15 protein-coding genes are annotated in these 20,266 nt (G+C 58.7%); 6 read left to right on the top strand and 9 right to left on the bottom strand.

Annotated features, from left to right (window positions below; all coding sequences use genetic code 11):
* Positions 1–61: 61 nt before the first annotated feature.
* A complete protein-coding gene (locus ACTG1K_RS13120) occupies positions 62–2,248 on the top strand; it encodes a carbohydrate-binding protein (protein ID WP_259588624.1) in 2,187 nt (728 codons plus the stop codon).
* Between the two features lie 93 nt (positions 2,249–2,341).
* On the opposite strand, the gene ACTG1K_RS13125 is transcribed toward ACTG1K_RS13120, so the two are convergent.
* The 3 genes from ACTG1K_RS13125 to cra form a co-directional block, all read right to left on the bottom strand.
* Positions 2,342–2,641 (bottom strand): hypothetical protein, encoded by a 300-nt coding sequence (locus ACTG1K_RS13125; RefSeq protein WP_376887580.1) that lies wholly within the window; start codon positions 2,639–2,641, stop codon positions 2,342–2,344.
* A gap of 94 nt (positions 2,642–2,735) precedes the next feature.
* The gene (locus ACTG1K_RS13130; RefSeq protein ID WP_259588627.1) at positions 2,736–3,929 is read right to left on the bottom strand and encodes an aromatic amino acid transport family protein; all 1,194 of its coding nucleotides are present in this window, start codon (positions 3,927–3,929) and stop codon (positions 2,736–2,738) included.
* A gap of 559 nt (positions 3,930–4,488) precedes the next feature.
* Positions 4,489–5,475: a catabolite repressor/activator gene (gene cra / locus ACTG1K_RS13135; RefSeq protein ID WP_259588629.1), complete on the bottom strand. Its 987-nt coding sequence runs from the start codon at positions 5,473–5,475 to the stop codon at positions 4,489–4,491.
* 296 nt (positions 5,476–5,771) lie between these two features.
* Between cra and fruB the strand changes: the two genes are divergently transcribed.
* The 3 genes from fruB to fruA are packed head-to-tail and all read left to right on the top strand — an operon-like array spanning position 5,772 to position 9,597.
* Positions 5,772–6,887, top strand: coding sequence for a fused PTS fructose transporter subunit IIA/HPr protein (fruB, locus tag ACTG1K_RS13140; RefSeq protein WP_440005666.1), 1,116 nt, complete (start codon positions 5,772–5,774; stop codon positions 6,885–6,887).
* Positions 6,887–7,876: a 1-phosphofructokinase gene (gene pfkB / locus ACTG1K_RS13145; protein WP_421211107.1), complete on the top strand. Its 990-nt coding sequence runs from the start codon at positions 6,887–6,889 to the stop codon at positions 7,874–7,876. The genes fruB and pfkB overlap by 1 nt, the downstream gene beginning before the upstream one ends.
* Entirely contained in the window at positions 7,873–9,597 is a 1,725-nt protein-coding gene (gene fruA / locus ACTG1K_RS13150; protein WP_421211105.1) for a PTS fructose transporter subunit IIBC, read from the top strand. The genes pfkB and fruA overlap by 4 nt, the downstream gene beginning before the upstream one ends.
* 108 nt (positions 9,598–9,705) lie before the next feature.
* On the opposite strand, the gene ACTG1K_RS13155 is transcribed toward fruA, so the two are convergent.
* Positions 9,706–9,957, bottom strand: coding sequence for a DUF1289 domain-containing protein (locus tag ACTG1K_RS13155; protein ID WP_164536867.1), 252 nt, complete (start codon positions 9,955–9,957; stop codon positions 9,706–9,708).
* A 150-nt stretch (positions 9,958–10,107) separates the two neighbouring features.
* Between ACTG1K_RS13155 and mltA the strand changes: the two genes are divergently transcribed.
* Positions 10,108–11,259, top strand: a complete 1,152-nt coding sequence (gene mltA, locus ACTG1K_RS13160; RefSeq protein ID WP_019445143.1) for a murein transglycosylase A — start codon at positions 10,108–10,110, stop codon at positions 11,257–11,259.
* 118 nt (positions 11,260–11,377) lie between these two features.
* Here the strand turns inward: mltA and yfaE are convergent, their stop codons facing one another.
* The 5 genes from yfaE to ubiG form a co-directional block, all read right to left on the bottom strand.
* Positions 11,378–11,701, bottom strand: coding sequence for a class I ribonucleotide reductase maintenance protein YfaE (gene yfaE / locus ACTG1K_RS13165; RefSeq protein WP_236268100.1), 324 nt, complete (start codon positions 11,699–11,701; stop codon positions 11,378–11,380).
* The gene (nrdB, locus tag ACTG1K_RS13170; RefSeq protein WP_236268099.1) at positions 11,698–12,831 is read right to left on the bottom strand and encodes a class Ia ribonucleoside-diphosphate reductase subunit beta; all 1,134 of its coding nucleotides are present in this window, start codon (positions 12,829–12,831) and stop codon (positions 11,698–11,700) included. The genes yfaE and nrdB overlap by 4 nt, the downstream gene beginning before the upstream one ends.
* 80 nt (positions 12,832–12,911) lie before the next feature.
* A complete protein-coding gene (nrdA, locus tag ACTG1K_RS13175) occupies positions 12,912–15,179 on the bottom strand; it encodes a class 1a ribonucleoside-diphosphate reductase subunit alpha (protein WP_019838757.1) in 2,268 nt (755 codons plus the stop codon).
* Positions 15,180–15,802: 623 nt separating this feature from the next.
* Positions 15,803–16,498: an HAD family hydrolase gene (locus ACTG1K_RS13180; protein WP_440005669.1), complete on the bottom strand. Its 696-nt coding sequence runs from the start codon at positions 16,496–16,498 to the stop codon at positions 15,803–15,805.
* Entirely contained in the window at positions 16,498–17,214 is a 717-nt protein-coding gene (gene ubiG, locus ACTG1K_RS13185) for a bifunctional 2-polyprenyl-6-hydroxyphenol methylase/3-demethylubiquinol 3-O-methyltransferase UbiG (protein ID WP_440005671.1), read from the bottom strand. The genes ACTG1K_RS13180 and ubiG overlap by 1 nt, the downstream gene beginning before the upstream one ends.
* 198 nt (positions 17,215–17,412) lie before the next feature.
* On the opposite strand from ubiG, the gene gyrA reads away from it, so the two are divergent.
* On the top strand, positions 17,413–20,160 hold the full coding sequence (gene gyrA / locus ACTG1K_RS13190; protein WP_236345962.1) for a DNA topoisomerase (ATP-hydrolyzing) subunit A: 2,748 nt from the start codon (positions 17,413–17,415) through the stop codon (positions 20,158–20,160).
* Positions 20,161–20,266: the final 106 nt, after the last annotated feature.

The raw sequence follows: 20,266 nt of genomic DNA on the forward strand, positions 1-20,266 counted from the left end.
CTTTACACCTCACTTTTTATGTGGGTGAGATAGGCTTATATCATTAATCAGGAGTTGCTAGATGAAACATGGATTAAGTATTCCGTTATTAGGGAGCATATTTTTTGCAACCACGGCATCAGCCTCAACTGGAGGAATGCAGGAATTTCTCGATAGTCTCAGAAATTTTGAGTCCGGTATCAATCCGGCACAGAGCCAGTTTTACCTCGATAATCTGGATAACCCCGTTTATACCTACGCTAAGGTCACCAAGCCGGGTCGACTCGTCAGGGACTGCGCCACAGGGAGTATGGTGCAAGAGCCTACAACGATAAGGCAGTACTTTACCAAACTGGGTCTTGGCAGCATCTATAACGAAAATACCCCTCATGACCCGGGCATGTTCAAGTTGATGCAGTACAGCTCGATGAATGCGTGGGGCTTTGTCGGGTATCAGCTGGGTGAAGCGGTATTGATCGATGGAGGCTATTACAGCCCGCCGACAGTACAGATTGCAGGTAAGGAATACGACAGCTTTTATATGTTCGTGCCCGATTCGACCTGGATCGGTTGTAAAACCGAGGCGCTGGCTGAAATCCCGGGATCAGGCGGTAATCAGGTGTACGTAACGGATATTAACCGCTGGCAAGGGCATTTTATCGGCAAGAACGGGGTCAACAATTTCACCGATTTCATCAAGCCCGATAAACAGGAGCTGGTGATCCGGGATGTCATGCACTTCAACTACAAGGTCATCAGCAAGCTCCTACAAGATGCCAATATGACCTGGGCACAGGCCTTGTCGAAAAGCTGGACCGATACGGATGATAACGGGCAGCAGGTAACGGTCAAGGCAACTATGTCCGGTATCCTAGCCGCTGCTCACTTGCGTGGAGCGTGGGGAACCGCCGAGCTGTTGACCAAAGACAAGATCACGTGTGACGAGCAGGGAACTTGTATCACCAAATATGTGCATAAGTTTGGCGGTTACAACACGCTGTTTGATGTACCGGGTGACAGCGTCACTCAAGGCTCCCCTTACGATGAAGTTCTGATGGCGGGGTGGGGGAATGACACCGTGATCTTGGGGGGTGGCAAAAACCAGCTGCTACTCAATGAGCAGAAGGGCTCTATCACCACGGTTACCGACTTTGTTATCGGCAAGGATAAGATCGTGCTACGTGGCTGGTCCAGCGAATCACCTCTGGCGTCCATGGTGGTCACTCAGGGGAAAAATGGCGCTGAAATAGATGTGGCCGGACAAAAAATTATTCTGAACAACATCAATGCTGGCGATGTACTGGCCAATCCTTCACAAGTGATCATTCAGTCTATGGTGTACACGCTGGCGTGGAATTCAGGCAAGCAGGTCGTCGCCCAGTTTGACCCCAAGGTGGATCGTATCGAGGGTTCGTCGGGGATTGGGTTCAAGCATCTCAAAGCTTATGAGACTAGCTCTTCGGTGGTGATTGGTCCCCAAGCCGATGACGGCGGCATTTATGCTTCGTATGAGCTGATGGGGTTGACGTTGGCCGACCTGTCTCCTGACATGTTCCTCAACGTGACCGGCAGCTTTGATCGTCTGGGTTTTATCGTGCCGCTTGATCACAAAACCTGGGGCTGGAATATGTCGCTGGTGGTGAACAGCTTCAATCCGCAAAAAACGGTGCTGACCGTTCCAAGCAATCAGCCAATGCCATTTTCTGCTGTAAAGTTGACTCAAAATGGCGCCAACACCGAGCTGACCTTGCTCGAGCCGTTTGCCAAGGGTGACAAGAAGATCGTTATCCTGCGCAATACCGATGTGAAGAGTCTCTCTGAACGGAACTTCTCCGGCTTCAGCGGTCAGTACAAAGAGGTGACGATCGATATTCCTGTGATGTTTGACATTCGTGCTAGTGTCGTCGGCACCGGTGGCACTATCTCTCCTGCACCGGATACTGCAGGTATTATTCAGGCAAAAGGGGGAAGTGCACTGACAGTCGCGTTCATTCCTGATCCCGGATATCGAGTGAAGAGTATCACCGTCGATGGCGCGGCCCAGCCGGTGGCGAGCGCTTATACCTTCCCCAGCTTGGCGGCCAATCACCGCCTTGAAGTGAGCTTCGAGAAGGGTAGTGCCTGTCCGGCCTCCTGGAACAGCACTCAGGTGTACAACACCGGTGACAAGGCGACCTATGTCGGCAACATCTATGAGGCCAAGTGGTGGAACACCAATAACCAGCCGGACCAAGGTGGTCCCTGGAAGCTGCTAGGCGCTTGTCAGTAAAGTGTGTGCTGACACGTGACCCTAATGCGGTCGCTTCTTATCTAAAAATTCCCGAGCATTGCTCGGGAATTTTTCTTTTGAATTTCATCCCCTTTACCCGTTGTTACTCTTGTGTCTGTCAGACGAGCTGAGCTGTGTCAGCAAATCCGCACTCTTGAGCTTGAAGGTATAGCCTTGCTGGATGAGCGCCTCCCGGTTGGCCAGTACCAGTGGGTAGAGCAGGGGATGTTGTTGATGTTCTCCGTTATAGCTCACCTGCATCCGCTCCAATGCGTAATGCACCAAAGAGATCTGTTGGCGGATCAACAGCTGTTTCCCTGCCATGGCATAGTCTCTGGCAATGATGGCCTGTTGTCCTTCACTGAGCCCGGGATTGGGAACAGGCCATGACACAATTCATGATCCTGTTTGGTGATCGGCTCGGACAGTGATTAGCCGCCAGTTACACAGAAAAATTTACAATCTCAGCATTGACTCGCGGCAAGGATCAGAGCGCGTGCAGCATTCCAAGGCTGACGCTGATCTGGACGCCGACAATCAGTAAGCCCATGGCAGCGGCCACTCCCAGCGCCACTACGCCACCTGGGGCGCGGTAGTGGTGGGCTGGCGCCTGTTTGCGGCTCTGCCATACCAGCGCAACCGGCAGCAGTACCGCGAGGATCGCCAGCGCAATGGCAGCGTATCCGAGGGCCATGATAAAGCCCTGCGGGAAGTAGAGGGCAAACAGCAGGGGCGGCACAAAGGTGATGAGGCCAGTCTGGGTGCGGCCCTGCCAGTTGTCCTTGCGGCGGGTCACCTTGGCCATAAAGTCGAACAGCCCCAGCGTTACCCCGAGGAAGGAAGTGGCGAGCGCCAGATCGGCAAACAGGTGCATCGCCTGATTAAACGCAGGCCAGCTCACCAGCTTGCCGACGTTGGCCAGCAGGCTGTCCAGCGCGCCGCCGGTTTGCAGCAGGGCTTGCTGGCCGAGCAGACCTAGGATCGCCACCTGCCATAGCACGTAGAGGATCAGCGGCAGGGCTGAGCCCCAGACAAAGACCCGGCGCAACTGCTTGGGGCAGTCACCGAGGTAAAGCATCACGCTCGGAATGGAGCCGTGAAAGCCGAACGAGGTGAAGATGACCGGCAGGCCCGCCAGTAACAGGCCCTGACCCAGCGGCATTGAGAGCAGATGCTGTCCTTCGGTGCGGGGCAGCAGCAACGCCAGCACCACCACCATGATCACCAGTTTGACAGTGAACATCAGCCGGTTGAGGTAATCCACCGAGCGGGTGCCGACACAGACCATGCCGCCAAACAGCAGGGTAAAGGCCCAGGCGGCCTGCTCCTGGCTGAGGGTCATGCCCGCATCGGCAAGCGCCTGTGCCAGCAGGCTGCTGCCGCCGCTGATGTAGGCGGAGGCCAGCGAGTAGAACAGCATCAGGATACAGAAGGAGGCGATGCGCTTGCCCCAGGGACCGAGCAGATGATCCGCCAGCTGGTGCAGGTACCACTTGCCGGTGTTGAGGCTTGCCTCTACTTGCAGCATGGCGGTGAAGGCCATCAGGGCCCAGAGGCCGACCATCAACATCAGGGTGGCGGGGCCGCCGAGGGAGGAGGAGGCCAGCGGCAGGGCCAGCATGCCGGCACCTATGGTGGTGCCGGCAATCAACAGGGTACAACCCAGAGTTTTGGTATTCATGTTATCCATCCGAACGTAGCGGTGTCAGTGCAAACAGGCGATGTCAGCAGTGACGTCAACAAGAGGGGCCGATTGGCGTTATCAGAAGGAGCCTCCGGTGATAGGGCCGGAGGCTAGCAATATCGGAACGGGAACATCTGTACCTAAAACCTGTCAGCTGTAAAAGATGGTTGCCACGTTAGCGGATCAAAATAGCGGAAACAACCCCTTTTATACGGATTTTGTGCTGGCTTGTGGCAACAAGTGGAAATAAATGATGACAGTGGTAGCTAATTGCAGAAAAAAAGCACCGAAAAAATGACTGGCAGGGGCTAATTGATACAGGTCAGCCAAGTGGTTGCTGCACGGATGGGGGAGTGCCTTGTCGTGGCGTTGGCGTTTAGTTGCGGGGTGAAAGGGGTGTGGAGGCCGGTTGTTTAGTCGGCCAGATGGTAGAGAAAGCAAAGCGGGCGGGTAGGGTTGTGGGGAAAAACAATAAGGCTGCCGATGCTGGCAGCCTTATTGTCATCTGTTCGCTTTACCCACCCATTGACAGCAAATCGGGTCTGCTTCGAGCAGGTTAGCGACGGCGCTTGAGGGTGCGGCTCACATAGTGCAGGCCGGTCTGGTATTCGCCGTTCACCGCCTTGAGCGCCAGATCCAGCGCCTGGCTCGCCAGCGCGTCGTGCTGTTGGGGCAGGGAGTTGATGCCAAAGGGGAGGAAGTCGAGCAGCCGATCGTCCCCGAAGGTGGCCATGGCAAGCTGGCTCATATCGATCTCTTGTTCCAATAGATAGTCCAGCACCCCCTCCATCAGGATATAGGAGGTAGTGATCAGTGCCTCGGGCAACTGGCCCAGCTGCTGGTGCAGATCTTTGATCAGGCGATACCCCTCAAGGCGGGAGAAGTGATCTCCCTCGCACAGGTGGCGAGGCGCGCTGTGACTGGCGACCGCCTGCTCGAAACCTGCTTTGCGCTCCTGACTGATCGTGAGTGCCGGCAGCGCGGTGATCAAGGCGATATGGCGCAGGGTCGGGGTGAGCAGGGAGCTGGTGAGATCAAAGCTCGCTTTCTCGTTTTCACTGGCGACGGTGACGAACTTGTCGGCTGCCATCGCCCGGTCGATGGCGAGGATTTGGCTGCCTTGCGCCTGCAATTTGCCGTAGAAGGGGTCGTCTGGCGGTAGGCAACTGGCCACCAACAGGGCATCCACATGACGGCTCACCAGCATCTGGGCCAGCTCTTTTTCGGTGGCGGGATCATCCTCCGAGCAGACGATAAGCAGCTGATAGCCCTGCGCCCGGGCCCCCTGTTCCAGCCGTTTGGCCAGTTTGGCGTAACTGGCGTTCTCAAGGTCTGGCAGGATAAAGCCCAGAGTCCTGGTCTGGCCGCCACGCAGGGAGGCGGCGCGGCTGTCAGGCTGGTAGTTGTGGGCGGTGACAACGGCCATCACCTTGTCGCGGGTGGCCTGACTGATGCGGTATTGGTCGGCCTTGCCATTGATCACATAGCTTGCCGTGGTGCGCGAGACACCGGCGAGGGCGGCGATTTCATCCAGTTTCATCATATTGGCTCTGTTTGAGTTGCAAGGCCCACGGTCACTGCCGGGTGAGGGCACCGAAAAGTGTGCGCGGGATCATATCATTGAAAAGCACTCTTTGTGGGTACTTGATCAATTCGCTGAAACGATTCAGTCTGAGTGTAAGTGAAACGATTCAGCCTGTCAGCAACGAAGAGACCCAGTGGCCTGAAAATCAGGCTCCGATCACAGTCAACCGTGTTCGGGTCTATTGTCAGCTGGCGAGTTACCCGAATGTTCAATTGTGACGTACCGGCGCGGCCGGAACCTGATGGAGAGTCTCTATGTTGAAGTTGGCGCGAGAGCAGATCTTGCTGGGACAGTCGGTGGCAACCAAGTCAGACGCCATTGCCCTGCTGGCAGGCAAACTGACCGAAGCCGGTCTGGTGGACGCGGGCTATGTGGATGGGATGCTGGCCCGTGAAGCGCAGCATGCCACCTATCTTGGCAGCGGCATCGCCATTCCCCATGGCACCACCGATACCCGTCATCTGGTGAAGAGCACTGGCGTCATGGTGGCCCAGTTCCCCAATGGTATCGAGTGGGATGAGGGGCAGATCGCCTATGTCGCTATCGGCATCGCCGCCAAGTCCGACGAGCATCTGGGCATTTTGCGCCAGCTCACCCATGTGCTGGGTGACGAGCAGGCGGCTGCCCAGCTCAAAGAGGCCACCGATGCCGACACCATCATCAACATCCTGACTGGCACCACTGCCGCCAAAGAGGTGCAATACCTGACCCTGGTTGACTTCCCGGCCGATGATCGCGACCAGCTGTTGCTGGGCGCCGCTGCCCGCGCCAAGTCCGCCGGTTGGGGCGATGCCGCCATGGTGAGCGCGCTGCTGGCAAGCGACCCTGCTTATCTGGGTGAGGGCGTCTGGCTGGCGCGGGCCAATGTTCAGCAAACAGCATCGGCCCAGACCGGTTGGGTGCTGGCCACCCCGAGTAGCGCCCTCACGGCAGGGGAGCTGCCGGTTAGCGCCATGCTGCTGCTGTGCGCTGCAGATAGCGGCCATCTGCCGCAACTGGAGAATCTGGCCAAACTGGCGGCCGCCGGTCAGCTGGCGACGCTGGCGGGCAGCGAGGGGCTGGCCATGTTGCAAGCGGGCCCCGCGAGCGGTCTTTCCGAAACCTTCACCATCATCAACCCCCACGGCCTCCACGCCCGTCCCGGTGCCATGCTGGTCAAGGTGGCCAAAGAGTTTGAATCAGATATCCGGGTTGCCAATCTGGATGGCAGCGGCGAGGCGGTCTCCGCCAAGAGCCTGATGAAGGTGATCGGCCTTGGCGTCAAATGCGGGCACCGTCTGGCATTTCGCGCCGAAGGGGCAGATGCCGAAGCGGCCCTCAAGGGGATCGGTGAGGCCATCGCCGCTGGTCTTGGCGAGGGGGCGCATTGATGAAGATTGTCACCATTACCCTCAACCCCGCCCTTGATCTCACCACCCGTCTCGAGGCGATGAGCCTTGGCGAGGTGAATCTGGTGAGTGAGGCCAACCTGCGCGCGGCGGGCAAGGGGATCAACGTCGCCATGGTGCTCAAGGACTTGGGCTGTGAGGTGGGCGTGACCGGCTGGCTGGGCGCAGACAATGAGCAGAGCTTTGTCTCCCTGTTTGCAGAGCGGGCGCTGGATGATCACTTTGTCCGTGTCGCGGGCAGCACCCGCATCAACGTCAAGATCTCCGAGCAATCCGGTCGGGTCACCGATCTCAACCTGCCGGGGCTCACCATCCAGCAAGGGGAAGTGAGCGCGCTGGAGCTGGCCATCGACCAATTGGCTCCGGATGCCGAGTGGTTCGTGTTGGCGGGCAGCCTGCCCAAAGGGGTGGCTCCCGATTACTGCGCCCATCTGATCCGTCTGCTCAAGGCCAAGGGCAAGCAGGTGATCTTCGATTGCAGCGGTGCGGCCTTAAGCGAAGGGATCAAGGCGGCGCCGACCCTGGTCAAACCCAATCTGGAGGAGCTGAGCCAGTGGGCGGGCCGCCCCATCAAGACCCTGAGCGAGCAGGCCGAGTGTGCCCGCGCGCTGCAGGCAAGCGGGATCCCCAACGTGGTGATCTCCAACGGCGCCGATGGCCTCATCTGGTTTGCCCCGGATGCCGTCTGGCAAGCCATTCCGCCGCGGATGCAGGTGGTCAGCACCGTGGGTGCCGGCGATTCCCTGGTGGCCGGTCTCGCCCATGGTCTCAGCCTTGGCTGGACGCCGGAGCAGACCCTGCGGCTGGCCACCGCCGTCTCGGCACTGGCGGTCAGTCAGGTCGCGGTCGGCTTTGACGATATCAATGTGCTCAACCCTTTACTTGAACAGGTGCGCGTAGAGCGTCTGGATGAGCTGGCACCGGTTCAGTGCAATACCCCCTCAATGAAAAACTCAGGAGATGCCCAATGAAAGCAATCTTGGTTACGGCTTGCCCGGCGGGCATTGCCACCAGCTTTCTCGCTGCAAAACGGATAGAACAGCAGGCCAAACTGGCTGGCTGGGAACTCACCCTCGACGTCGGCTCCAGCGTGCAGCCCCGCCAAGTACCGAGCAAGGAGCAGATTGCTGCCGCCGATCTGGTGCTGGTTGTCGCCAGTGCCCCGGTGGATCTCGCCGCCTATGATGGCAAGCGAGTCTATCAAGGGAGCATGGATCTCGCCCTGCAGGATCCGGCTGCCTTGCTGGAAGCTGCCACCAGCGGTGCCAGCATCTATCGTCATCAAGCCGCTCCCGCAGCAGCTAAACCCGCCGCCGCTGGCAAGCGCATCGTGGCAGTGACAGCGTGCCCGACTGGCGTTGCCCACACCTTTATGTCGGCAGAAGCGCTGGAGACCATGGCCAAACAGCTGGGTTATCAGATCCGCGTCGAGACTCAAGGCTCGGTCGGTGCCCAGAATGCCCTGACTGCCGAGGAGATTGCATCTGCCGATCTGGTATTCCTCGCCACCGATATCGAAGTGGACATGGCGCGCTTTGACGGTAAGCCGGTCTATCGTACCAGCACGGGCGCGGCATTGAAGAAAACCCGCGCCGAACTCGACAAGGCGTGGAACGAGGCGACACTCTATCGCCACAGCGGTGCCAGCCAGCCCAAGAAAGAGGAAAAAGCCGGCCCCTACAAGCACCTGCTGACCGGTGTCTCCTTTATGCTGCCGATGGTGGTGGCGGGCGGTCTTATTATCGCGCTCTCGTTCGTGTTCGGTATCGAGGCGTTCAAGGTGGAAGGGACTCTTGCCGCCGCGCTGATGAAGATCGGTGGTGGCTCAGCCTTTGCCCTGATGATCCCGGTGCTGGCCGGTTACATTGCCTACTCCATCGCTGACCGTCCGGGTCTCGCTCCCGGCATGATCGGCGGTATGCTGGCAAGCTCACTGGGTGCCGGTTTCCTTGGCGGTATCGTGGCCGGTTTCCTGGCCGGTTACAGCGCCAAATATCTGAGTGACAAGGTGCGCCTGCCGACCACTCTGGAAGCGCTCAAGCCCATCCTGATCATTCCGCTGTTTGCCAGCCTCTTTACCGGTCTGGTGATGATCTATGTGGTGGGTGGTCCGGTGGCCGGCATCATGAATGCCATGACCGAGTTCCTCAACAACATGGGCTCTGCCAACGCCGTGCTGCTGGGTGTCATCATCGGGGCCATGATGTGCTTCGACATGGGCGGCCCGGTCAACAAGGCGGCCTACGCCTTCGGGGTTGGCCTGCTGGCCTCCAAAACCTACGCCCCGATGGCCGCCGTGATGGCCGCCGGTATGGTGCCGGCACTGGGGATGGGGATAGCTACCTTCCTGGCCCGCACCAAGTTCATCAAGGCGGAGCAGGAAGCGGGCAAAGCCTCCTTCGTGCTGGGTCTGTGCTTTATCTCCGAGGGGGCCATCCCGTTTGCCGCCAAGGATCCTATGCGGGTTATCCCGGCCTGCATGGTCGGCGGTGCCCTGACCGGTGCGCTCTCCATGCTGTTCGGTTGCGAGCTGATGGCGCCCCACGGCGGTTTGTTTGTGCTCTTTATCCCGCACGCCATCAGCAACGTCATGATGTATATCGTGGCGATTGCCGCAGGCTCGCTGCTGACCGGTGTCTCCTACGCCATGCTCAAGCGCGGCGAAGAGCAGGCCAAGCTGGCCACCGCATAAACCTTGCCGTCCGGCAATACGTTATAACCAAGAGCGGCCTGCGGGCCGCTTTTTGTTTTGCCGGTGATATAGGTGAGTTGTGAGGTGGGGATTGCAGGTAGGCTGAGTTTAAAAATCCCAGCCGGGCTGTGCTTGCGGTTCATTGGGCGCGCCTTCTTGTGCCTTGCGGCGGGCAGCTTCGACCCGGCGTTTGCGATCCCGGCACAGGCGCATCACCTCTTGTTGCTGGGCAGGGGTCATAGTGAGCCAGTTGAAACGCTCGTCGCGATTGCGCAGGCACCCCTTGCAGTAGCCCTTGTTGTTCACTTCGCAGACCCCGATGCAGGGGCTCTGCAGCGGGAAGATTTCGAGCTGTTCCATCCATCACCTCGCACATCCTGTCACCTTGTTATAACCCAGCGGATCCCCTTTGGAGAAATCCTGCTTCAAGTGATTGATGTCGTTTGCTTTCCCCCTGCAAATTTGGCATCTTCCCCGCCGAGCATGGCTCTTGGCGTTATATGAGGACATATGAACAAACACGCGTACTGGCTGACCGCCGCAGTGCTGGGACTGGCCGGTTGTGCGGGCAACTCTGACAAAGCAGAAGTGCCCAAAAAACAGACCGACAACAGATGCTTTCTTAACTGCGAGGTGCCGGAAAATCTGGGCAAGCAGTATCTGGACGGGACCTTGCCAGAGGATCTGGTGAGGGTGGAGCGGGTCAATAGCCGTGCGCGTGCCGACTACAGCAAGTTTGGCCCGCAGAGCCGACTGGTACTGGAGCGCTCCGGCAAGATGACTCGCCGTTATGGCGAGCTCTATCATCAGCTCTCCCGCTGGGTGGCGGGCGGCGGCAATCCTGCCGACATTACCCGTTACGGTATCAGCCTGGCTCAGCTGGGCGGCGCGGATCGCATGGGTAACGTGCTCTTTACCGGTTACTACTCGCCAGTGCTGGAAGTGCGCCACCGCCCGGATGCCAAGTATAAATATCCCATCTATGCCATGCCCAAATGTGGTGGTCGCTGTCCGACCCGGGCCGAGATCCATCAGGGGGCCCTGGCCAACCGCGGACTGGAGCTGGGTTACAGCAAATCCCTTATCGACAACTTCCTGATGGATGTGCAGGGCTCGGGCTTTGTCCACTACGGGGATGACGATCGGCTGCAATATCTGGGTTACAGCGGCAAGAACGGTCACGGTTACGTCAGTATCGGCCGGGTGTTGATCGACCGCGGTGAAGTACCCAAAGAGCAGATGTCGATGAAGGCCATCAAGGAGTGGGCCAACCGTCAACCGGAGGAGAGCGTCAAGGAGCTGGTGGAGCAGAATCCCTCCTATGTCTTTTTCGAGCGTCGCCCCACCAATGACGTGATCGGCGCCGCCGGTATCCCGCTGCTGCCGCTGGCAGCCGTCGCAGCCGACAAGACACTGCTGCCGATGGGGACCCCGATCCTCGCCGAAGTCCCCTTGCTCGATAAAGAGGGCAACTGGACCGGCAAGCACCAGCTGCGGCTGTTGATTGCGCTGGATGTGGGCGGGGCGGTGAAGAAGGGACACCTCGACCTCTACCATGGCATGGGCGAGAAGGCCGGTGTCGCCGCTGGTCACTACAAGCACTTTGGCCGGGTCTGGAAGCTGGGCCTGCACCACGGGCCGACTGCCGCCCCCTGGTTGTAATCCTCTGAGGGGTTGGGCGTCTGTCATCGGGCGCCCGAGCAATGTGAAGAGACAAAAAAAGCCGCCGGATTGCTCCGGCGGCTTTCTATTTTGCGCGAGTTGCCAGCCTGTGGCGGTGTCAGTTCTTCTGGATATCCAGCCGGATGGCGCCGACCGGTTTGCAGCAGCAGGGGAGGCACTCCCCCTGGGCGACGAATGCCAGCGGCACATTGGGGTAGTGCACCTTGCCAGCCATCAGCGGAGTGCGGCAGGCGCCGCAATAGCCGCTGCGACACTGGAATTCCACATGATGACCGTGGCGCTCCAGGGTCTCCAACACGCTTTCGCCGGGATGGGCGTGCAGCACGGCACCATCCCGGGTATGTACCCGTGGTGCCACGTCCGCCTGCTGCTCAGCAGGCGCGTGCGGGGCAGGGGTCAGCGTGTTGGTGGCGTCACTCACAGCTCGAAATCACCCAGGTCGTCGGCATTGACTTCGCTGTCGATCTGACCAACCAGATAGGAGCTGACCTCTACCTCTTGCGGGGCGACCTGCACGTTGTCGGATGACAGCCAGGTGTTGATCCAGGGGATCGGGTTTTGCTTGGTGCCGGCAAAGGCTGGCTGCAGGCCGACTGCGCTCATGCGCAGGTTGGTGATGTACTCCACGTACTGGCAGAGGATGTCCTTGTTCAGGCCGATCATGGAGCCGTCCTGGAACAGGTACTCGGCCCACTCTTTCTCCTGAATGGCCGCCTCCTTGAAGATCTCGAAGCAGGCCTGTTCGCACTCGGCGGCGATCTCGGCCATCTCCGGGTCATCCAGGCCGGTACGCATCAGGTTCAGCATGTGCTGGGTGCCGGTGAGGTGCAGCGCTTCGTCGCGGGCGATCATCTTGATGATCTTGGCGTTGCCTTCCATCAGTTCACGCTCGGCGAAGGCAAAGGAGCAGGCGAAGCTGACGTAGAAGCGAATTGCCTCCAGCGCGTTGACGCTCATCAGGCACAGATAGAGCTTCTTCTTGAGCTCGCGCAAGGTGATGGTCACTTCGCGGCCCGCGACAGTGTGGGTCCCTTCACCGTGCAGGTTGTAGAGGGCGGTCGCTTCGATCAGGTCGTCGTAGAAGTGGCTGATGGAGCCAGCGCGCTTCAAGATCTGCTCATTGGTCACGATGTCGTCAAACACCTGGGCGGGGGTGTTGACGATATTGCGGATGATATGGGTGTAGGAGCGAGAGTGGATGGTCTCGGAGAAGGCCCAGGTCTCAATCCAGGTTTCCAGCTCCGGAATGGAGACCAGCGGCAGCAGGGCCACGTTGGGGCTGCGGCCCTGAATGGAGTCCAGCAGGGTCTGGTACTTCAGGTTGGAGATGAAGATGTGCTGCTCGTGCGGCGGCAGGGCCTGATAGTCGATGCGATCACGAGAGACATCCACCTCTTCCGGGCGCCAGAAGAAGGAGAGCTGCTTCTCGATCAGCCGCTCGAACACTTCGTGCTTTTGTTGATCATAACGGGCTACGTTGACCGATTGGCCAAAAAACATCGGCTCTTTGAGCTGGTCGTTTTGGGTTTGGCAGAAAGTTGAATAGGCCATGGTTACCAGAATATGTGAATAGAGAAAACAGGAGAGCGGGAGCTTCATGCTCCCGCCCGGTTATCAGTTCTTGTCGTGACTTAGATTTTGCAAGCCCCGCCTGCACAACCGTCATCTTGCAGATCGGTCTGGGCATCGTCTGCACCATCACGGGTGTTGTGATAGTACAGGGTCTTGAGGCCGTATTTGTAGGCGGTCAGCAAGTCCTTGAGCAGCTGTTTCATCGGGACCTTGTTGCCTTCGAAACGGGCAGGGTCGTAGTTGGTGTTGGCGGAGATCGCCTGATCCACAAACTTCTGCATGATACCGACCAGCTGCAGGTAGCCGTCAACGCTCGGTTGCTTCCAGAGCAATTCGTATTGATCTTTCAGGCGATCATACTCGGGCACCACCTGTTTGAGAATGCCATCTTTGGAGGCCTTGACCGACACCAGACCGCGTGGCGGCTCGATGCCGTTGGTAGCGTTGGAGATCTGGCTGGAGGTCTCGCTCGGCATCAGGGCTGTCAGGGTGGAGTTGCGCAAGCCCACGGACTTGATCTCTTCACGCAGACTTTCCCAATCCAGATGCAGCGGCTCGTTGCACAGCGCATCCAGATCCTTCTTGTAGGTGTCGATGGGCAGGATACCTTGCGCGTAGGTGGTCTCGCCAAACAGCGGGCAGGGGCCGAACTCGCGGGCCAACTGCACGGAGGCTTTCAGCAGGTAGTACTGAATGGCCTCGAAGGTACGGTGAGTCAGCGCCAGACCGGAGCCGTCGGAGTAACGGGCACCGTTTTTGGCCAGGTAGTAGGCGTAGTTGATGACGCCGATACCCAGGGTGCGACGACCCATGCTGCCCTTCTTGGCGGCGGCAATCGGGTAGTCCTGATAGTCGAGCAGGGCGTCGAGGGCACGCACGGCCAGATCGGCCATCTCTTCCAGATCTTCCAGCTTCTCGATGGCACCCAGGTTGAAGGCGGAGAGGGTGCACAGGGCGATTTCGCCACTCTCGTCGTCGATGTTGTTGAGCGGCTTGGTCGGCAGCGCAATCTCGAGGCAGAGGTTGGACTGGCGTACCGGCGCCACGCTCGGGTCGAACGGGCTGTGGGTGTTGCAGTGATCCACGTTCTGGATGTAGATGCGACCGGTACCGGCACGCTCCTGCATCATCAGGGAGAAAAGGTCTACCGCTTTCAGAGTCTTCTTGCGAATGGCCGGATCCTGCTCGTACTTGACGTAGAGCTCTTCAAACTTGTCCTGATCGGCAAAGAAGGCATCGTACAGACCCGGCGCATCGGACGGGGAGAACAGGGTGATGTCACCGCCCTTGATGAGGCGCTGGTACATCAGCTTGTTGATCTGCACGCCGTAGTCCATGTGACGAACACGGTTCTCTTCCACGCCGCGGTTGTTCTTCAGCACCAGCAGGCTTTCCACTTCGGTGTGCCACAGCGGGTAGAACAGGGTGGCCGCACCGCCGCGCACGCCGCCCTGGGAGCAGCACTTCACGGCAGTCTGGAAGTATTTGTAGAAGGGGATGCAACCGGTGTGGAACGCTTCGCCACCACGGATGGGGCTGCCCAGACCGCGGATGCGACCGGCGTTGATGCCGATACCGGCGCGCTGGGAAACGTAACGCACGATGGAGCTGGCGGTGGCGTTGATGGAGTCCAGGCTGTCATCGCACTCGATCAGTACGCAGGAGCTGAACTGACGGGTCGGGGTGCGCACGCCGCTCATGATCGGGGTCGGCAGGGAGATCTTGAAGGTCGAGACCGCATCATAGAAGCGCTTGATGTAGTCCAGACGGGTATCTTTCGGATACTTGGAGAAGAGGCAGGCCGCAACCAGCATATAGAGGAACTGCGGGCTCTCGTAGATCTCGCCGGTGACGCGGTTCTGGACCAGATATTTGCCTTCCAGCTGTTTGACTGCCGCGTAGGAGAAATCCATGTCGCGCCAGTGATCCAGATGGGTGTTCAGCTCTTCGAATTCGGCCTGGGTGTAGTCTTCCAGCAGGTGCTTGTCGTACTTGCCCATGTCCACCAGACGAGCCACGTGCTGGTAGAGGTGGGGCGGTTCGAACTGGCCGTAGGCCTTCTTGCGCAGGTGGAAGATGGCCAGACGGGCTGCCATGTACTGGTAGTCCGGGGTCTGCTCGGAGATGAGGTCAGCCGTTGCCTTGATGATGGTTTCGTGAATGTCAGCGGTACGGATACCGTCATAGAACTGGATATGGGATTTGAGCTCTACCTGGGAGACCGACACGTTGTCGAGCCCTTCGGCGGCCCAGTCCAGCACGCGGTGAATTTTATCCAGATCGATGGGTTCTTTGTGTCCGTTACGCTTCGTCACAAACAAGTTCATTGGCTGATGACCTTCAGTTGATTCCCGAAAAACCATCGCACAATGGCGCCACCCAGGCTCCGGCGGTGTACGGGAGTTGGGTAGAGATTGTGCGATGAATCACAAGATGTAGTGTTATTTTAAGTTCGAGCTACAAGATAGTGAGGTCAGCCCGCCATTGCAATGTGTGGATAAGTGACGAGCTGTGGATAAATTGTGAGTCTTGCTCCATCAGTTAGTGACCGCTCACAGTGAGCGGGTTTTCATTCGTCTGCTCCGCTAAATGCAAGTCTCCCGATCGAAGATGGAAAATTTAAATAACTTTTTTTGCTTGCGAAACGGGGGGCTTTTTACTAGCAAACGGCGGCTGATTATCCCTTATGCAACAAGGGTCAAAAGCTGTCCAGTTGTCGCAGCCGCGGGCTCAGCGTGGCAAGGGCTTTGCATCAGCCGATAGCGGTTGGTGGCCTCTCTGTTGCGGCTGCGTGCTTGTCAAATGGGTATCAAGCAGACGGTAAGCTGCCTTTATTATCTATGAATAGAGGCGTGATGGTGGCGCAGGACGCGGGAGCGTAAAGGAAGAGATGCAAGGGGCGGAGAGTCTCTTCGCCCCGTTATCGCATGTCAGCCGGTAAGGCTGCGCGTTACGCTTTGGCCGTCAACTCATAGCGCAGCCAGTGGTGCAGGGCCTGCACGGTATCAAACTGCAGATCGGCGCCCCACTGGGCGGGATCTTCCTCATCATTGAGATAGCCCCAGCCAGCGACCGCGGTGCGCATGCCAGCATTTCGGCCCGCTTCGATATCCCGTACATGATCCCCCACATAGAGGCAGTGAGCCGCCTCGACCCCCAGCTTCTCGCAGGCAAAGAACATGGGGGCGGGGTCGGGCTTGCGTACCGGCAGGGTGTCGGCGCTGACGGTGACGCCGCAACTGGCAAGCTCTGGCAGGGCCGCCAGCAGCGGCTCGGTGAGAAAGCCCGGCTTGTTGGTGACGATGCCCCAGGGGAGCTGTTTCTTGTCGAGCCACTCGATAAGATCCACCATTCCCTCATAGGGGCGGGTACCGACGCAGAGATTGGCCGCGTAGTAGTCGAGCAGGGCATTGCGCAGGCGCGTGGCCCCCAGCTCCTCAAGCAGTTCGTCGCCGAGGCCCGCTTTCAGCAGCCCGAGCGCCCCGTGGGAGGTGGTCTGACGAATGATGTCGTCAGAGAGCGGCGCAAAGCCTTCGTTGATTAGTACATGGTTGACTGCGGCCCCCAGATCCGGGGCTGTGTCGAGCAGGGTACCATCCAGATCGAACAGCACACCGCGCAGGGGCAGAGGGTGAGAGGCGCTCATCAACCGTGCTCCGGGCGGACAAACTCCACCATATAGTTGACGTCGACATTCTTGCCGAGCTTGAAACTGTTGGAGAGCGGTGCATAGTGCACCCCGCTCATATCCCGCACCAACAGGCCCGCGGCTTCACCCATGCGACAGAGTTCGGCGGGCATGATGAACTTTTTATGATCGTGAGTCCCCTTGGGCACCATCTTCATCAGGTACTCGGCGCCGAGGATCATCATCAGATAGGATTTGGGGTTGCGATTGATGGTGGAGACAAACACCCGGCCGCCTGGGCGTACCAGAGTCGCGATGGCGCGCAGCACGGAGGCGGGGTCCGGCACATGCTCCAGCATCTCCATGCAGGTGACCACGTCATACTGGCTTGGCACTTCGGCGGCATGGGCTTCGGCAGTGATCTGGCGGTACTCGAGCTCGACACCCTGCTCCAGGGCGTGCAGGCGGGCGACGCCGAGGGGCTCCTTGCCCATGTCGATACCGGTCACCTTGGCGCCACGACGGGCCATGCTCTCGGAGAGAATGCCGCCACCACATCCGATATCGAGAATGCGCTTGCCAAACAGACCGCCACTTTTGTCGGTGATCCAGTCAAGGCGTACCGGATTGATTTGATGCAGGGGTTTGAATTCACCTTCCATGTCCCACCAGCGGGAGGCGATGGCTTCAAACTTGGCGATTTCTGTCAGATCGACATTGGCATCACTGTTCATTTTTCGAAGATCCTGTGGCAGGGCGCCCGCTTCTGAGTCATGGGCGCAATCTATTGTCCTGGCGGGCATTATAACGGACGGACTTTGTCACACCAGCCCGATCTGATACCCGATTTGTGGCTTAAGGTATTTGGCTCAGTGTGTTACCATGTCGCGCTGTTTAAGCCAAAGAACAACTAATTAGGGATAAGGCTTTCTATGAGCGATCTGGCCAGAGAGATCACGCCGGTCAACATCGAAGAAGAGCTCAAGAGTTCCTATCTTGATTACGCCATGAGCGTGATCGTAGGACGAGCTCTGCCGGATGTGCGTGATGGCTTGAAACCGGTTCACCGCCGCGTTCTGTTTGCTATGAACGAGTTGGGGAACGACTGGAACAAGCCCTATAAAAAATCGGCCCGTGTGGTCGGTGACGTAATCGGTAAATATCACCCGCACGGCGATATCGCTGTGTATGACACCATTGTCCGGATGGCGCAGGATTTCTCCATGCGTTACATGCTGGTCGATGGTCAGGGCAACTTCGGTTCAGTCGACGGCGACAGCGCCGCGGCGATGCGTTATACCGAAGTGCGGATGGCCCGCATCTCCCACGAGCTGCTGGCTGATCTGGACAAAGAGACCGTGGACTGGGTGCCGAACTATGACGGCACCGAGATGATCCCGGCGGTCATGCCTACCAAGGTTCCCAACCTGCTGGTCAACGGCTCCTCCGGTATCGCGGTGGGCATGGCGACCAACATTCCGCCTCACAACCTCACCGAGATTGTCAATGGCTGCCTGGCGCTGATCGAAAACGGCGACCTCACCATTGACGAGCTGATGACCTACATCACCGGCCCGGATTTCCCCACCGGCGGCATTATCAACGGTCGTTCCGGCATCGTGCAGGCGTACCGTACCGGTCGTGGCTCCATCTATGTGCGGGCCAAAGCTGAAGTGGAAGTGGACGAGAAGACCAGTCGCGAGACCATCATCGTTCACGAGATCCCCTATCAGGTGAACAAGGCTCGACTGATCGAGAAGATCGCCGAGCTGGTCAAAGAGAAGAAGATCGAGGGCATCAGTGCCCTGCGCGATGAGTCTGACAAAGACGGCATGCGCATCGTTATCGAGATCAAGCGCGGCGAGTCCGGCGAGATTGTGCTGAACAATCTCTACAAGCACACCCAGATGCAGACCACGTTCGGCATCAACATGGTGGCGCTCGATAACAACCAGCCCAAGGTGATGAACCTTAAAGAGATCCTGGATGCGTTCCTGCTGCACCGCCGTGAAGTGGTGACCCGCCGGACCGTGTTCGAACTGCGCAAGGCGCGGGATCGGGCACACATTTTGGAAGGTCTGGCGGTTGCGCTGGCCAACATCGATCCCATCATCGAGCTGATCCGCCACAGCGCGACCCCGGCCGACGCGAAAGCGGGCCTGGTTGCCAAGGGCTGGGAACTCGGCAACGTGGCCGCCATGCTGGAAAAAGCGGGCGACGATGCAGCACGGCCCGAGTGGCTGGAGCCCGAGTTTGGTATCCGTGAAGGCCAATACTTCCTGACCGAACAGCAAGCCCAGGCCATCCTTGACCTGCGTCTGCACAAGCTGACCGGCCTCGAGCACGAGAAGATCCTGGAAGAGTACCAATCTCTGCTGGATCTGATCGCCGAGCTGCTGCACATCCTGGCGAGCCCGGCTCGTCTGATGGAAGTGATCCGCGATGAACTGCTGGCCGTGCGCGAGCAGTATGGCGACGAGCGTCGCACCGAGATCAGCATGTCCAGTGCCGAGATCAACATCGAAGATCTGATCACTCCGGAAGATGTGGTGGTTACCCTGTCTCACCAGGGCTATGTGAAGTATCAGCCGCTCTCCGACTACGAGGCCCAGCGCCGCGGTGGTCGTGGCAAGTCGGCTACCCGGATCAAGGAAGAGGACTTTGTGGAGCGTCTGCTGGTGGCCAACACCCACGACACCATTCTGTGCTTCTCCACCCGTGGCAAGGTCTACTGGCTCAAGGTTTACCAGCTGCCGGAAGCGTCCCGTGGCGCCCGTGGTCGTCCGATCATCAACCTGCTGCCGCTGGAAGAGGGTGAGCGTATCACCGCTATCCTGCCGGTGAAGGAATATGACGCCGAGAAGTATGTCTTCTTCGCCACCGCCAACGGTACCGTGAAGAAGACCAGCCTCTCTGACTTCAGCCGTCCGCTCTCCTCCGGTATCCGCGCCATCAACCTCAAAGAGGGTGATGAGCTGATCGGGGTGGATATCACCGATGGCAGCAACGAGATCATGCTCTTCTCCGATGCGGGTAAAGTCGTTCGCTTCGCGGAAGGTAGCGGTCGCGCTGATGCCGATGTCAGCGATGACGTTGAAACCGACGACGATGCCGGCAATGACGATGATGGCAGCGACAACGGCGAAGGCACCGAAAGCAAGGGTACCTTCAAGGGCGTTCGTCCCATGGGTCGTACCGCCGCCGGTGTCCGTGGCATCAAGCTGGGCGCCGGTGACAAGGTGGTTTCCCTCATCGTTCCGCGCGGCGAAGGTGCCATCCTCACCGCCACCGAGAACGGTTACGGCAAGCGGACTGCGTTGGCCGAATACCCGACCAAGAGCCGTGGTACCCAGGGCGTTATCTCCATCAAGGTGGATGAGCGTAATGGCAAGGTGATCGATGCGATCCAGGTCGAAGACACCGACCAGATCATGCTGATCACCAACGGCGGCACCCTGGTGCGTACCCGTGTTGCCGAGGTGAGCGTCATTGGCCGTAACACCGGCGGTGTCCGTCTGATCCGTACCGGTGAAGACGAGACCGTGGTTGGCCTGCAGCGCATCGCCGAGAGCGACGAGGACGAGAACGACGCTCTGGCCGTTGACGGTGAGGTATCTGAAGGTACCGATATCGCGACCGGCACTGATGCAGTCGATGCAGGGGAAGCGGGCGACGAGTAATCGTCACCTGTTACCCGAGCAACGTCTCTGAACAAAAAGAGCGACCCTGGTGGTCGCTCTTTTTATTTGTCTGCTTTTTATGACTGCCAGATGCAAGTCGGGCAGG

This window comes from Aeromonas sp. 102P (genome assembly GCF_051920345.1).
GTDB classification, from domain to species: domain Bacteria; phylum Pseudomonadota; class Gammaproteobacteria; order Enterobacterales; family Aeromonadaceae; genus Aeromonas; species Aeromonas veronii.